This window comes from Ruminiclostridium herbifermentans (assembly GCF_005473905.2).
GTDB classification, from domain to species: Bacteria; Bacillota; Clostridia; order Acetivibrionales; family DSM-1351; genus Ruminiclostridium; species Ruminiclostridium herbifermentans.
Genome location: NZ_CP061336.1, coordinates 2,108,849 through 2,124,734, shown reverse-complemented (window position 1 = coordinate 2,124,734; position 15,886 = coordinate 2,108,849). Strand labels below are relative to the sequence as shown.

The 15,886-nt window shown below is 33.3% G+C and carries 9 protein-coding genes; all 9 read right to left on the bottom strand.

Features of this window, described 5'->3' with window-relative positions; genetic code table 11:
* Positions 1 to 5 precede the first annotated feature (5 nt).
* Complete coding sequence (gene lspA / locus EHE19_RS08825) at positions 6 to 491, bottom strand: signal peptidase II (protein ID WP_137696287.1); 486 nt, start codon at positions 489 to 491, stop codon at positions 6 to 8.
* Positions 492 to 814: 323 nt separating this feature from the next.
* Positions 815 to 2,512: a peptide ABC transporter substrate-binding protein gene (locus EHE19_RS08820; protein ID WP_137696288.1), complete on the bottom strand. Its 1,698-nt coding sequence runs from the start codon at positions 2,510 to 2,512 to the stop codon at positions 815 to 817.
* Between the two features lie 58 nt (positions 2,513 to 2,570).
* On the bottom strand, positions 2,571 to 3,437 hold the full coding sequence (gene pgeF, locus EHE19_RS08815; RefSeq protein WP_137696289.1) for a peptidoglycan editing factor PgeF: 867 nt from the start codon (positions 3,435 to 3,437) through the stop codon (positions 2,571 to 2,573).
* 292 nt (positions 3,438 to 3,729) lie between these two features.
* On the bottom strand, positions 3,730 to 4,515 hold the full coding sequence (locus tag EHE19_RS08810; RefSeq protein WP_137696290.1) for a TIGR00282 family metallophosphoesterase: 786 nt from the start codon (positions 4,513 to 4,515) through the stop codon (positions 3,730 to 3,732).
* A gap of 170 nt (positions 4,516 to 4,685) precedes the next feature.
* On the bottom strand, positions 4,686 to 6,248 hold the full coding sequence (rny, locus tag EHE19_RS08805; protein ID WP_137696291.1) for a ribonuclease Y: 1,563 nt from the start codon (positions 6,246 to 6,248) through the stop codon (positions 4,686 to 4,688).
* A gap of 428 nt (positions 6,249 to 6,676) precedes the next feature.
* Positions 6,677 to 7,531, bottom strand: coding sequence for a bifunctional methylenetetrahydrofolate dehydrogenase/methenyltetrahydrofolate cyclohydrolase FolD (folD, locus tag EHE19_RS08800; protein ID WP_137696292.1), 855 nt, complete (start codon positions 7,529 to 7,531; stop codon positions 6,677 to 6,679).
* Between the two features lie 171 nt (positions 7,532 to 7,702).
* Positions 7,703 to 9,796 carry a YgiQ family radical SAM protein gene (locus EHE19_RS08795; RefSeq protein WP_137696293.1) on the bottom strand — a complete coding sequence of 698 codons (2,094 nt, stop codon included), beginning with the start codon at positions 9,794 to 9,796 and terminating at the stop codon, positions 7,703 to 7,705.
* Positions 9,797 to 10,950: 1,154 nt separating this feature from the next.
* Positions 10,951 to 12,741: a tetratricopeptide repeat protein gene (locus tag EHE19_RS08790; RefSeq protein WP_137696294.1), complete on the bottom strand. Its 1,791-nt coding sequence runs from the start codon at positions 12,739 to 12,741 to the stop codon at positions 10,951 to 10,953.
* 150 nt (positions 12,742 to 12,891) lie between these two features.
* Positions 12,892 to 15,507 (bottom strand): FtsK/SpoIIIE family DNA translocase, encoded by a 2,616-nt coding sequence (locus EHE19_RS08785; RefSeq protein WP_137696295.1) that lies wholly within the window; start codon positions 15,505 to 15,507, stop codon positions 12,892 to 12,894.
* Between the last annotated feature and the right edge of the window lie 379 nt (positions 15,508 to 15,886).

The window sequence follows — 15,886 nt, the reverse complement described above, 5'->3', positions numbered from 1 at the left end:
TTCTATTATTTCTCTTCTATAGTCTCCGTACTCTGTTCCTCAACTGGCTTGTCCTCTTTATAAATAAAGAGAATATATACTGCTAAGAAAATAGTTCCCACAACAACAAGCATGTCTGCTACATTGAAAGTTGGAAATACATAAGAGCCAAAATGGAAATCTATAAAATCTGTAACACTTCCTTTAGCTATTCTATCATACAAATTGCCCAATGCCCCACTGAGTATTAACGATAAAGTAACTCGTAAAAATTTATCTTTGTATTTAAAAATAACAAAAAGTACTGCTAGAGATACCAGTGAGGTCATTATAATAAGAAATGTTGTTTTGCCTTGTAATATACTAAAGGCTGCACCCTTATTTTCAAGATATCTAAAATAGAAAAAATTATCAATAACAGTTATTGGCTTGTCTGCTAATGCATCAATTGCCCACACCTTTGAAGCTCTGTCAAGAATAAATCCTAAAATAACTATAATAGCCCAAATCATAAAAACCTCCCACGCCAACTCTCGGCATAAAATATAAATTATCTATCGTACAGACCTTTGTACAACTAAGTCTAACTGCATTTTTGTGCAATTCCACTTGCCTACACAATAACAAAATAAACTCTATTACACAATCACCTATACCTTTAAAAAGCCAAGGCTTTTGCTACCGTAAAGATATGTTTATACAACAGCAACACTGCAAAAAAAACACTTGTGGTTTTTGTGGCTCAAAAAGCACCTTGTTTTCACAACTCAAACCGTCAAAAAGCCTTTGGATTTTTGCTACTCTAAAATAAATATGTTTGAAAAACATATTTATCTTAGGGTTTATACCATTTCGAAATATTATTATACTTATCCCACACATAAGGGTTTATTGCCCCTCTAACACTCTTGTTATACATAACACTCTCATTTAGGAAGAATAAACCTATATACGGTCTATCCTCTGATATTACATTAATTAGATTGATATAGCTAGCTTTTTGAGATTCTATATTATTGTCAATTAATATGCTTTTAAGAATATTATCCACGTTAGGATTGCTGTAGCCTGCAACATTCAATCCACTGTTAATTTCATCAGTAGAATATGCAAAGGACAAATCAGGAATAGATGAAATTCTATATCCCATTAGTGCCATATCATAATTGCCTGTCTTTATGGTTTTTTGAACACTTTCCCAAGGAATTTTTGATACCTCAACACTAATTCCATTTTTATTCAATTGAGAAGCAATTTCTTTAGCCACTGTATTCCTAAGATTGTTATCATCATTAACAATAAGCTTTATTGACAATGGTTGTTTCGTAGTCTTCTTAACATATTTGTTAATCTCAGAATTAAATACATATCCACTTTGTTCAAGCAAATCTGTTGCTTTTTCTATATCATTATCATGTTCAAAATCCACCAGTTGGTATACCCATGAACTAGGCATTACTGGTATTTCAGCTGCCACTGCAATACCCATAGCTGAAGAATCTATTAGCTGTTTTTTATTAATCATTAAATTAATTGCATTTCTAACACGTTTATCAGCAAACGGACCCTTATGAAGATTTAAAGATAAAAACTCATAATTCCTGCCAACAAATCTCTTTAATACAATATCTGTTCGCCCTATATATTTTCTATATTCACTGTAACTAGCAGGTATAGCATCAATATCCCTAGTTTGAAATGAATTAAATGCAGTACTAGAATTTTTAAATATCTTTATTTCCACTTTAGAAATATAAGGCGGCAATACAGAATAATTTTCTTTAGCATTAACCTTTTCAGCCGTTGTATCAACATTATCATTAAGTCCAGTAGAATACCACCACTGTTCATTTTGCCTTAGTTTTATAGATGTTTTGGGGTCATAGGAAATAAAACTGTAAGGACCTGTCCCAATAGGCAATAGATTCTTTTCTGAGTTTTTGTCGCTAATCTTCTCATTAAGAAAGTGATGCGCAGGAATAATAGGAAAAACTAATTCATTTTTAATAAATGAATATGGGTGCTTAAGCTTTATTATAACTGAGTTGGAATTCCCAACATCAACAGACGCAATGTTTTTCACATTTTTCAAATAGATGCTGTTATTCTTAGCATCCATTATTGTATTTATTGTAAAAACAACATCCTCAGGCTTAAATGACATCTTATCATGCCACTTAATATTATCTTTTAGAAAAACTGTCAACGTTAATCCATCTGCAGATAATAATGAACTTTTAGCTAAGACTGGAACAGGTTGTCCTGTATGGTCAAGCTTATATAAGCCTTCAAATATTAGCCCAAGAAAATCCTGTACATACATATTGTTAGTCAAGATAGGATTCAGTGTATCTATTGGAGTTGTAAACAATTTAACTGTTCCGCCCTTTACAGGTCCCTTATCAATAACTTCATATTTATCTTCATAAACATCATTATCATTATCAATTTCAACTTTTTTATTTAAAGAACATGCACTAAGCAGTATACTAATCAAAACTAAAAACGTAATAATCTTTGCTTGTTTTTTCATTCCTTCTCTCCGTACTTACCTTATCAATATTTTATCAATATTTTACGCTAAAAAAACATTATTTTAACATCATAATTGCAGCAAGGCTTCCTGTTTTTCCGTTGTCACCTCTATACGAGAAAAAAACATCATTATTGCATTTAGTGCAGATATCACTAATAACAACATTGTTCTCTGGTACCCCTGCCTCAACTAAAACCTGCTTAATTATCCTCTGCAAATCAATATGATATTTTCCTGCTCTGAAATCGGTATACTTTTTACACCAATTAAATTTATGCAAAAAACAATTATATACATCAAAATCCACTTCAAAGCAATCCTTACAGATTGATGGGCCTATTGCAACCTGTATGTCCTCAAAATTACTTCCATAAGTATCTTTCATTAGCATCAAGGCTTCGTATGAAATATTTTTAACAGTGCTCTTCCATCCAGAATGAACTGCAGTTATAGCCTTCTTAACAGGATCTAGCATTAATACAGGTACACAATCTGCGTAAAAAGTCACTAAAGGAATTCCAGTCTCATTTGTAGACAGTCCATCGAAACCAATTATGTCACTTTCAGCAACTAGCCCCTTGCCTGCATCTGCTGAATGCACTACCCTTATTTTGTTGTCATGTACCTGATTGGACAAAACAATTTTATCAAAGTCAACACCTATTGCATCTGCAATAATTCTATAGTTCTTTAAAATGTTTTCTTTATTGTCCTTTCTATTAAAACTTAAGTTCAGTGAAGTACACTCACCTTCACTCACACCACCAAGTCTGGTAGTAAAGCAATGGGTTAATATATTATCATATTTTTTCAGATTTTTAAACTCCAAGTATACTAAATCTCCGACCTTATTAAAAATAGTATTTTCATTAATTTGTCTATTTTCAGAGCCTTCCGAAAAAACACTTGAAAGAAATGACATAACCTAATGCCCCCTTAATAAATTGCTTTTATTCTTTAAGCATGTGCCATTTTCATTACCTTAAACTTTACAATTGAAAACACTGCTTAAAGCCTAGTAATTTCTGGTGTGATAGCAATATCAAATAAAAAGTTTTTAACTCGACTTTAGAATGAAAAAGCCAAACTGCTCTTAAGCTTACCAATAGTTTGTTAAGAAATAAAATAACTTATTTCATTAAATTACTCAGCTTTACGATTGATAAGCTTGAATATTTGTAATTTTCAACTAGGAAAGCTGAGTTAAATAAGTTTTAATTATCTTCAATAATTTCAGATATTCTCTCTATTTTCAGACACTTTCCTGTTTTTTCATCAACCTCAAGATAAATAGCATTAAATTGAATTCTACCTTTTGCCACTTCAAATTTTTGAGGCATTCTATTTATGAATCTTTCAATAATTAAATCTTTTTCTACACCAATTACTCCATCATAAGGTCCAGTCATCCCAACATCTGATATTAGCCCTGTACCAAATGGCAAGATTCTCTCATCGGCCGTCTGTACATGAGTGTGTGTACCTGCAAGACAACATACCCTACCATCTAAATACCAAGCAAGCGCTATCTTTTCAGACGTAGCTTCTGCGTGCATATCTACAAAAACAACTTTTGTTTTAGATTTTATTTCTTGGATTATTCTATCGGCAGTTAAAAACGGACATTCAATGGAATCCATGTATACTCTGCCCATTAGATTTAATACAGCCAATTCCATTCCGTTTGATTTTATAATGGTGTAGCCTCTGCCCGGCACATTGGCAGGATAATTAGCGGGCCTTACAATTTTATCCTCAGAATCAATAAAGTTTAATATTTCCTTTTTTGACCAAGTATGATTTCCCATCGTTATACAATCCACACCAGCTTTATATAACTCTTGGGCAATTATATATGTTATGCCGCTGCCAGCAGCGCAGTTTTCTCCGTTAGCAATGCAAAAATCTATTTTGAGATCCTTTTTAAGTTTTGGAACACATTCTTTTACTGCTTTCCTTCCTGAATTTCCATATACGTCTCCTATAAAAAGTATATTCAATTGATTTCCTCCATATAAATGCAAATTAGTATAATGATATAGTTTATTTCTATATTGATAATTATTATTTTTCCATATAGTATTATAATACATAATACCATAAAAAGTAATTACATATTTAAATAAACAAAAAAGCGTGATTTACACGCTTTCTTGTTTATTTAAATAAATTATTTAGCATATTCAATAGTTCTAGTTTCTCTAAGCATAGTAACCTTTATTTGTCCAGGATACTCAAGCTCATCTTCAATCTTCTTAGTTATTTCTCTTGCCTTTAGAACCATATCAGCATCATTTACAATCTCAGGCTTAACCATAATTCTAATTTCTCTTCCTGCTTGAATTGCAAAGCATTTATCAACTCCCTCAAAGGAATTTGCAATTTCCTCGAGTTTTTCTAAACGTTTGATATATGACTCTAATGTTTCTCTTCTAGCTCCAGGTCTAGCAGCAGAAATTGAATCAGCGGCCTGAACCAGCACAGAAATAATGTTTGTAGCCTCAACATCTCCATGATGAGACAAGATTGCATTAATAACATCTGCACCTTCTTTGTACTTCTTAACTATGTCAGCACCAATAGTGACATGTGAACCTTCAACTTCATGGTCAATTGCTTTACCAATGTCATGAAGCAAACCCGCTCTTTTGGCCAGAGGGATATCGACTCCTAACTCAGCTGCCATAACGCCTGCTAGATAAGACACTTCAATTGAATGGTTAAGTACATTTTGTCCATAACTGGTTCTAAACTTTAACTTACCAAGCAGTCTTATAAGTTCAGGATGCAAACCATGTACACCTGTTTCAAATGCGGCGTTATCACCGGCTTCTCGGATTGTATTGTCTACTTCTTTCTTAGACTTTTCAACCATTTCTTCTATTCTAGCTGGATGAATTCGTCCATCAAGAATTAATTTTTCAAGAGTTAATCTTGCAACTTCCCTGCGAATAGGGTCAAATCCTGATAAAATAACAGCTTCAGGTGTATCATCAATAATTAAATCAATTCCTGTTAATGTCTCCAAAGTTCGAATATTTCTTCCTTCACGACCAATAATTCTTCCCTTCATCTCATCATTAGGCAAAGGTACAACAGAAACTGTGGCTTCAGATACATGATCAGCTGCGCATTTTTGAATAGCTGTAGCCAAAATGTCTTTGGCCCTTCTATCTGCCTCTTGTTTAGTACTCATTTCAATCTCTTTGATAAGAGCAGCAGATTCGTGCTTTACTTCATTTTCAACATTTCTTAGTAAATACTCCTTAGCATCTTCAACAGTCAAACCAGATATTCTCTCCAGTTCCTCTGTTTGCTTTCTAACAAGTTCTTCTGTGCGTTCTTGCATTAGTTCAAGCTCTTTTGTCTTTTTGTTCAGAGCTTCCTCTTTCTGCTCAAGTGCTTCTACTTTCTTGTCAAGGGATTCTTCCTTCTGAACCAATCTTCTTTCCTGCCTTAGGAATTCATTTCTTCTTTCCTTGATATCTCTATCAATTTCAATCCTAGTCTTGTGGATTTCTTCCTTAGCTTCAAGCAGTGTTTCTCTCTTTTTGTTCTCCCCTTGCTTCAACGCCTCACCCACAATCCTCTGTGCTTCTTGCTCAGCACTTCCGATAATGGCTTCAGCTTGTTTCTTTCTAGCCTCAAATCCTCTTTTGTAAAATATAAATGAAGCAATAACTGCAATAACTATTCCAATAGTTAATCCAAGAAATAATTCTATGTCGCACACCTCCTCCTTATTCAGTTTTCAATGCTCAAATTTCACAATTCATTTTTTTAATAATTAAGTATCTGGAATTAAAGTTGGAAAAAATACAGTGAACTTTCTGTATCGTAACAATATACCTATAATCAAAAACTAAGCATACATACTAGGGCTATACTAATACAAACTAAGGTGTACTAGTATTCGATATGAGATGTAAAAATAAACTACAAACTGCATATATAAAATAGCCTAAACAAGCTTAATAATTCAATGATTAATTATACAATACAACCAACTTAATGCCGTGACAATTTAATTTTAATCGTTTTTGATTTTTATGTCAAGAATTAAAAAGTTTATCACAAATTTAACATACCTTTTTTGTGACATTTTCATAAAAATCATAATTTAAGTAAACTAACTATAGTTAAGCTAATAGACAAACTTGATTACATATTGTTTTGTATTAGAGTTGCTTTTACAGTATTCTGCATTAGCATTGCCCTAGTCATTGGCCCTACTCCGCCTGTAACCTTTGTAATAGCAGAAGCAATCTCTGAAACAGTTTGGAACTGCACATCTCCAACCAGCTTGCCATCTGCACCCCTTGATACACCAACATCAATTACAACGGCGCCCGGCTTGACAAATTCAGGCTTTATAAACTCTGCTTTACCTATTGCACATACTAATATATCAGCGTTTTTACATATTTCCTGAATATTAGTAGTTTTTGAATGACATATTGTAACTGTTGCATTCTTTGCTAATAATAAAATTGCCTGTGGTTTTCCCACTATATTGCTTCTTCCCACTACTACGCAATTTTTACCTTCAATTGGTATATCATTTGCCATTAATAGTTCCACAACTCCAGCAGGTGTACATGGTAAAAATGTAGGCTTGCCAATCATAAGATTTCCTACATTTACAGGATGAAAACAGTCAGCATCCTTTAATGGATTAATTGCTGCAATAATCTTATCCTCGTTAATATGCTTCGGAATTGGCAACTGTACCAGTATTCCATTAACAGTAGGATCGTTATTTAATGTGTCAATCAAACTCAGCAATTCTTCTTCTGTAGTAGTTGCAGGTAATGCATACTCAAAGGATTTAATTCCTATTTCAGCACAGTCATTTTTTTTATGATTTACATAAACCCTTGAAGCAGGATCATCACCAACTATGATAACTGCAAGACCTGAGTTAATGCCTTTCTGTTTTAATGCTTCAATCTCTTGTTTTAATCTTTCTTTTACTTTTCCAGCTAGTTCTGTTCCATTTAATACTTTTGCAGACATATATTTTTCCTTTCTGTATCAAAGAAATACTTATATAACTCACCTTTCAAATGAAAAGTCTATCAATATTAACACTTTTCAATGTTTATTGCATAATTATTGCAACGAAAATTGAGTAATTTAATAGTATTCCTAAGTAATTTTTGATAATTTTTACTAATACATTTTAATTTATCGCCTTTTTCTTGTCAATTGCTTTGTGCTCTTTTGCTTATTCTGTACCTTAGCGTCATCATAGCCCTTTTTAACTTTTTTCTCATTTTTATTCATTTCATTATTATTAAGTTTTGAACTGCTTTTTTTCTTCTTTTCCAAAGTACTGTTTCGAGCTGTTTTTTTGTGAGCAGCAGTTACTTTTTCTTGTTTTTTCTTGTTGCCATTCTTATTGTAATTCTGCTTTTTTGAAGATTTCTCAGAATCAGAATTTGCTTTTACCATACCTCTTAATGGCTTCACAAGACAATGCGGACCAAATCCAATTAAATCCTCTCTATTAGCTTCTTTTAAGGCCTCAATAACAATATGGTAGTTCTCCTTTTTCCTATATTGCAGTAAAGCTCTCTGCATAGCTTTTTCTTTCACAGTCTTAGGAACATAGACCTTCTTCATATTTCTAGCATCATAGCCTGTATAAAACATGCAGGTAGATAATGTCCCTGGAGTAGGATAAAAATCTTGTACCTGCTCAGGCATTATATGGTTCTCTTTTAAATATACTGCTAACTCCACAGCTGCATTCAAGTCGCTTCCAGGGTGGCTTGACATTAAATACGGAACAAGATACTGCTCTTTATTAATCCTTTTGTTAATATCATAAAATTTCTTTACAAATCTATCATAAAGCTGACGCTTAGATTTTCCCATTTTGTCTAAAACTCTGTCCACCACATGTTCTGGTGCAACCTTAAGCTGACCGCTGACGTGATGCTCACACAGTTCTCTAAAGAAGGTATCATCCTTGTCATACATCAAATAGTCATATCTGATACCCGAACGAACAAAGACCTTCTTAACATTAGGAAGTTCTCTAAGTTTTCTTAGCAAGCTTAAATACTCAGTATGGTCAACTATAAGATTCTTGCAGGGTTCAGGGTACAAACACTGTCTATCCTTACATACACCATGCTTTATCTGCTTTTTGCATGCTACATTTCTAAAATTAGCAGTAGGACCACCTACATCATGTATATATCCTTTAAAGCCTTCAAGCCACGTAAGCTTTTTAGCCTCATTAATAATTGAAGCCTGACTTCTCTTTTGAATAACCCTTCCTTGATGAAAATTTAAAGCGCAGAAGGAACATCCTCCGTAGCAGCCTCTTTGACTGGTAATGCTAAATTCAACCTCAGTAATTGCTGGCACTCCACCATACTTCTCATATACAGGATGATATGTTCTCTCGTAGGGCAGTGCATAAACCCTGTCCAATTCACTTACTGACATAGGCATTGAAGGCGTATTTTGAACTAGATACCTGTCGCCATGCTGTTGTACAAGTATCTTTCCATTAATTGCGTCCTGCTCATTATATTGTATTTTAAATGCCTCTGCATATGCTTTCTTGTCATTTAAAACCTCATCATAAGACGGAAGTACAGCAATTTTTTTTGTGCCTTTGGAATCAATAGCATTTTTTATATCAAGCGGAAGTTCATCATATCTTGCTATATATGCGCTTCCAGCGACATTCCTTATACTTGTGATTGGTATATCTTTCTTTAAAAGATTTGCTATCTCCACAATTGATTTTTCGCCCATCCCATATAGCAATAAATCTGCTTTTGAGTCAACAAGAATTGATCTTCTTACCTTGTCATCCCAATAATCATAATGTGCAAATCTCCTGAGGCTAGCCTCAATTCCTCCTATAATAACTGGCGTATCCTTAAATATTTCTTTAATTTTATTGGCATAAACAATTACAGCTCTATCAGGTCTAAGTCCCGCTTTTCCTCCCGGCGAATACAAATCCTGCGACCTTTTCTTTTTACTTGCTGTATAGTGATTGACCATAGAATCAATAACACCTGAAGAGACAAGAACTCCATATTTAGGACGTCCTAACCTTTTGAAATCATCGCTGTTCTTCCAGTTGGGCTGTGCAATTATTCCAACCTTGAAACCTTCACTCTCAAGTACTCTGGTTATAATAGCATGTCCAAAGCTAGGATGATCCACATAGGCATCACCGCTTATATACAAAAAATCAAGCTGTTTCCAGCCTCTTTCATTCATATCCTCAAAACTTATTGGTAAAAAACTCATTTGCACCTCATGCTTTCCAAAATTATTATTTATATTATTTACTAAATCTTTACTCTTTTATAAACACTGATTATCAAAGCATTGATAAACGTTAGAACATAATATTAACTATTATATAATATATAAATCAATTACTAAAGACCAAAAAAGAATAATAGTAGGTATAAAAGACTCTTATCCTATAGGTAATTTGAGGCATATTAATCCAACTATAAAAATCTGTAATATTGAAAGTTCTCTTTCATATTGGAATATTTATAGTTTTTACAACTTTGTAATAACTATATGATATTTTTATATAGAAAATAGTATTATAATAAAAATGAACAGGAGGATGAAACATGGCAAATATCCTAATTGTTGAAGATGAATTGCCTATTAATGAACTTACAGGACAGTCGGGACCATTTCAGCAATTGTCATTTGTACTCTGACTTTCATCGGCATTACAAATTCGGTAAAGGCAGCAGTAGTCAACAAGACACAATTAATTCCTACCACATATAACATAGAAGACAGCAATTTACAATAATCCGTTGAACCAAATGGCTACGCAAAAGCTGCTTATCGGGTGTAGCTTGCAAAGTATTCTGGCAAAACTTATGCAAAGGATATGTCTGCAGAAGCTGCTGCAGAACTTGAAGTACAGATTTAAGGAGACTTTTCGGCACCGATATGAACAGCAAAAGTGTCCTATGACAGCTGTGTTAAAGATATGAAAGCTTTCGAAAGGCAGTGCAGACAAAAGGCTTTGGATGAGTTAAAAAACGGAAATATTATCCTATTATAATCACTGAAGAGGATATTTCAAAGGTTACTGAAAAATAAAACTACCACAAAAAGTTTAGAAATGTTCAAAATATCTTATGAACCTTGCAGGGTAAAATATAGTACATTCATGCTTCATTGTTTCGCTGGAGTTTGCAAAACAAAATTATCTGTATACCGATTAAACTGTTTAAATAGTACTCCCGAGCAATAAATATCTATTGCTCGGGAGTACTATTTCTTGCGATTTTTATTATTGATATATTATTTCTTGTTTTGCTACAGCTACTGATAGAATCAACTATTTTTCACCCACAAATTCAAGCAATATCTTTAATCAAGTATCCAATTTATTAAAGTTGTATACTCGTAACAGTTTACTTAGTTTATGATATCATCTCCATAAAATCCGAATTCATCAATATATAGTCAAACACTCTATTTTGAAAGATTTCCTTCTTTATATTTGGATTAATGTTTATGGCCTTTTTCAAATTATCAATTGCAATATCCTGCTTTTTCATTAATGCATAAACCGCTGCAATATTATAGTATAGTTCGCCATCAGTCATATCCTCGTTAAGAGCCTTTCCATATGCCTTAATAGCATTGTCATACTGTTTTAGTTCTGTTAATGCAGCACCAAGATAATAGTAAACTTCATTGTCCTCAGGATTAATCTCAATTGCCCTATTGAATGCATCTGCTGCATCCTCATACCTTCTCAAATCAAATAGCACAACGCCCATATTATAGTATAATTTATAGTTTGCTGGACTTGCCTTTATGCCCTTTGCATAAATTGCCAAAGCCTCAAACTGCCTGTGCTGCTTAGAAAACAAAATACCAAGATTGTTATAAGCATCTATAAAATCGGGTTTTATTGATATTGAATTTTCATAACATTCAATAGCCTTATCATATTCCTTTGTTTCTTCATATATTAAAGCCATATTAAACAAGCTGCTATAGCTCTTAGCATTCAACATAATTGCCTTCTGATACTCTGAAATAGCTTTTTTATACTCTTGAGTCTGATAATAGCAACCTGCAAGGTTATAGTGCCCGTTGAAATCATCTTCCCTTATGCCGATATACTTTTTATATAATTTAGCAGCATTTGCAAATTTTTTCTGAGACATAAACAGCCTGCCAAGCTCTGTATAAGCATCTGGTACATCAGGCTTATTTTTTATACACTGTTCAAAGCACTCTTGAGCTCTGTCAGCATCTTTCATATCAACAAACAGTTTACCCAACAATAGCCCTACTGTATAGTTACTGCTATCCTTTTCAAGAATATCTTCATAATATTTGACTGCTTCGCTGTTTTTACCATTTTGCACTAGTACCCTTCCAACGCCTTCCTTTGCACTATCAAATGAAGGATTAATTTTCAAGGATTTTTCAAAATTCTCTAGGGCAAAATCTACTTTCCCCATATTTAAATATGTAACTCCAATATTATAATAAACAAGATATTCTTTAAATTTAATATTTGAAACATACTCTTTAGTTGAAGAATCCACGGAACTGGTTTTCTGGATTTTGGAGAGTAGTTGTTCATTAAGTTCAAGTACTTTTCTATAATGTGAAAGAGCTTCGCTAAGAAGACCCTTCTTGAAGCTAGCGTTGCCTAAGCTGAAATATAAATTTGACGATGTGCTGCAAAGGCCAATAAGATTGCTATTAATTTCATATGCAGCATCGTAATTACTGTCATTATAATACGCCTCAGCTTGTACCAACTTTTTTTTCATGCCCTTAAGTAAATCTTCTTGAAGTCGTACAAGTTCTGATATAGTTTCATCTACAAATAAATCATTTGGTAAGACACTCATTATTTCAGAAGAACTATTAATTTCATTTTTTTCACTTTTATCAACTGTTATTAAGCCTTCATAGCTTCCTTTTACCTTAACTTTTTTAATCATTGTGTAATAATCAAAAGCTACTATACAGCATGGAATAACTATTCCAAAGGTAATATAAAAAAGTTCCACCCCTGTACTTGTTTGAACTCCATTTATTACTGAAAGCAGTACAATTGTCAGAGCCGATAACTGCAATGTAAATGAAATGAGCGAAACAATACTTTTAGTTTTAATAAGCCTGTAAAACACATATGCAATTAATAAAACTATTATAAGCATATTGAATGAAGTTAATAGGAACATAAAGCACCCCCCGCGTGTATTTTATTAGAATCTTTTGCAAATTACAGCTAGTTGAAACACTTTTTTGCCAATGCTTTTTGCATTGTAAAAAATTCTACTATGATATATATTCCGAATATTGCAGTTATATTAATTTTGGGGAAATAATATTTACTTTGCTTGTTGTTGAGTTTCCTGTTTTTCACTTTTTTGTTCACTCATTTGCATCTCAATCCATTGCTGCTTGGTAATCAGCACTTGACGAGGCTTACTGCCTTCAAAGCGACCAACAATGTTTCTCGCTTCCATCTGATCAATTATCCTCGCTGCTCTAGAATATCCAACCTTAAACTTTCTTTGTATAAGAGAAACAGATGCTTGTCCTGCATCAACAACCATATCTATTGCCTGATTCAAGAGAGCATCATTATCACCTGAATTAGCATCATTTCCCACATTGCTGTCATTTATTTTTTCAATAATATTTTCATCATATGACGAGTATCCCTGCGTTTTTATGTACTCAACAACTCTTTCAACCTCAGTATCAGATACAAATGAACCTTTAACTCTTAAAGGTTTTGGTTCTCCAACAGGATAAAAGAGCATATCTCCCCTGCCAAGCAGCTTCTCGGCTCCACCCATATCAAGTATTGTTCTAGAGTCTACCTGAGAAGATACTGCGAAAGAGATTCTTGATGGTATATTGGCTTTGATAACACCAGTTATTACATCTACAGAAGGTCTCTGTGTGGCTATAACTAAATGCATTCCAGCCGCTCTTGCCATCTGAGCTAATCGGCATATTGCATCCTCAACATCGTTTGGTGCTGCCATCATAAGGTCAGCAAGTTCATCTACAATTATAACAATCTGAGGTAATATGCCTTGTTCATCATTTGCCTTGAGCATAGCATTATACCCCTTTAAATCCCTAACTCCTTTATCTGCAAACAACTTATATCTATTAATCATTTCCTGTACAGCCCAATTTAAAGCCCCCGCTGCCTTTTTAGGGTCTGTAACCACAGGAATAAGTAAATGAGGAATTCCATTGTAAATACCCAACTCAACAACCTTTGGGTCTACCAATAAAAGCTTTACTTCCTCTGGTGATGCTTTAAATAAAATACTCATAATAAGACTGTTTATACAAACACTCTTTCCTGAACCAGTTGCACCTGCTACTAATAAATGAGGCATTTTTCCGATGTCAGCTACAACCGTTTCTCCAGAAATATCTTTTCCAACAGAAAATGCAAGCTTTGATGGATGATTTGTAAACTCTTTGGACTCAAGAATATCCCTTAATAAAACCGCCGACATTTCTTTATTTGGCACTTCAATTCCTACAGCTGCTTTCCCTGGAATTGGAGCCTCTATCCTAACACCAGCAGCAGCAAGATTTAACGCTATATCATCAGATAGATTTACAATCTTACTTACCTTAACACCAGGACTAGGCTGCAGTTCATACCTTGTAACTGCTGGTCCACGGCTGATATTTATAACTCTTGCCTCAACTCCAAAGCTCTTAAGTGTATCCTCAAGCTTCTTTGCACCCTCTAGTGCAATATTTTTTAGCGCCTTAACATTAGATAAATCTTCTTTGCTTGCATCTAACAAATCAACAGAAGGATAATTGTATACTATTGGTTTTACCTCAATAGGCGGTATTGTCACTTCACCGTCGTCCTGAGCATTATCATCATTTGAATTAGTTAGAATTTCATTATCAGACATGTTGGAAGCAGTCGAATCTGTATCCATTTCCAATATATCCTTTTCATTTTGATTATTCTCTATATAATCATTGTGGTTATTATCTTCATTTTGGTTTAGGTTATCGTCATTGTCATTAGAAAAGTTTGCTTTATTAATATCCGAAATAACCAGCTCATCAGCAAGTTCATTAAAGCCTGTAAAGCTAACTGTAAATTCCTCATGCTCATTGTTTTCATTAATAATATCGGAAGCTTCATCAATTGAGACAGAACCATCTGATTCGCCAGCAGCTTCATCCTGGCTTAACTTTTTACGCACTTTATTTGCTCTGTTTTCTCTCTCTATTTTGAAATTAATTATCTTTTTCTTGTTATCAAGATCTTCATTTTGTATTGCTTCATCAGCAAGTTCAGTGTATTCTTCAATTTCTTTTTGCCTTTCAGCTTTTCTTATTTTTCTTTTCTCATTTGAAGCTTTAATTTTTTTTGAAAAATATGCAGATACCTTTCTAAGAAATGCAGCCATCGAAACATTTGTTAATAAAATAACATCAATTATTGATATGGTTGTCAAAATAATAATTGTACCTAAAACTTGAAATGTCATCAACAAAGGTAAACTAAGCAATCCGCCTAATACTCCGCCACCTTCAGCTTTTGTTCCCTGACTATAAAAATTAGCAATACTTCTAAAAAATGTTCTTCCTGTATATTCATCATAATCAAATATTGCCACCTGCATAAACGCTGATAATAAAACAATTAATACACTAAAATAAATAACTCGTAGTTCAAATATATGAGTATTCTTTTTAAATATCATTGCAACCCCATATACAATAAATATAAATGGGCATACATAAGCCGTTATACCTAAAAATCCAAGCATTAAATTAGTAATTCCATTACCAAAAACACCCATGGAATTTGAAAAAATAAAGCTAAACAGCGCCAAAATCCCAAATGCAAATAGAATTAAGCCCAATATTTCATTTTTGTATTTTGAAAAACCACTTTCAACTCTTCTATATTTTCTCTTCTTTTGTGTTTTTTTGACTTGCATTTGTGCACCTCTCATATTTATTAACAGTATTAGCTTAATAGCTATGTTAGTTTGGCTATGTAACATTCAAACGAAATTATACCACATTTCTCACTTATTATCTAGAACGGGTTTTGGGCTGCCCAACCAACAGTTTTGGACCACCCAACCAACACGGGTTTTATGCCTTCCAACTAACCTTACTAACAATTGTTACTATTCAGTATTTTATAGTACAATGTTCGGCAAATGCTTTTATAAACTTTAACATAAAATTGATGATGCAACTTGTTCCATTTTAATATAATAGTGTATAATTATGGAAATAACATTAAAAATGAATAACTTAATAGCAGAGAAAATGTGTTTAGCCCGCAAGAATTAATTTATACTGCAAAAA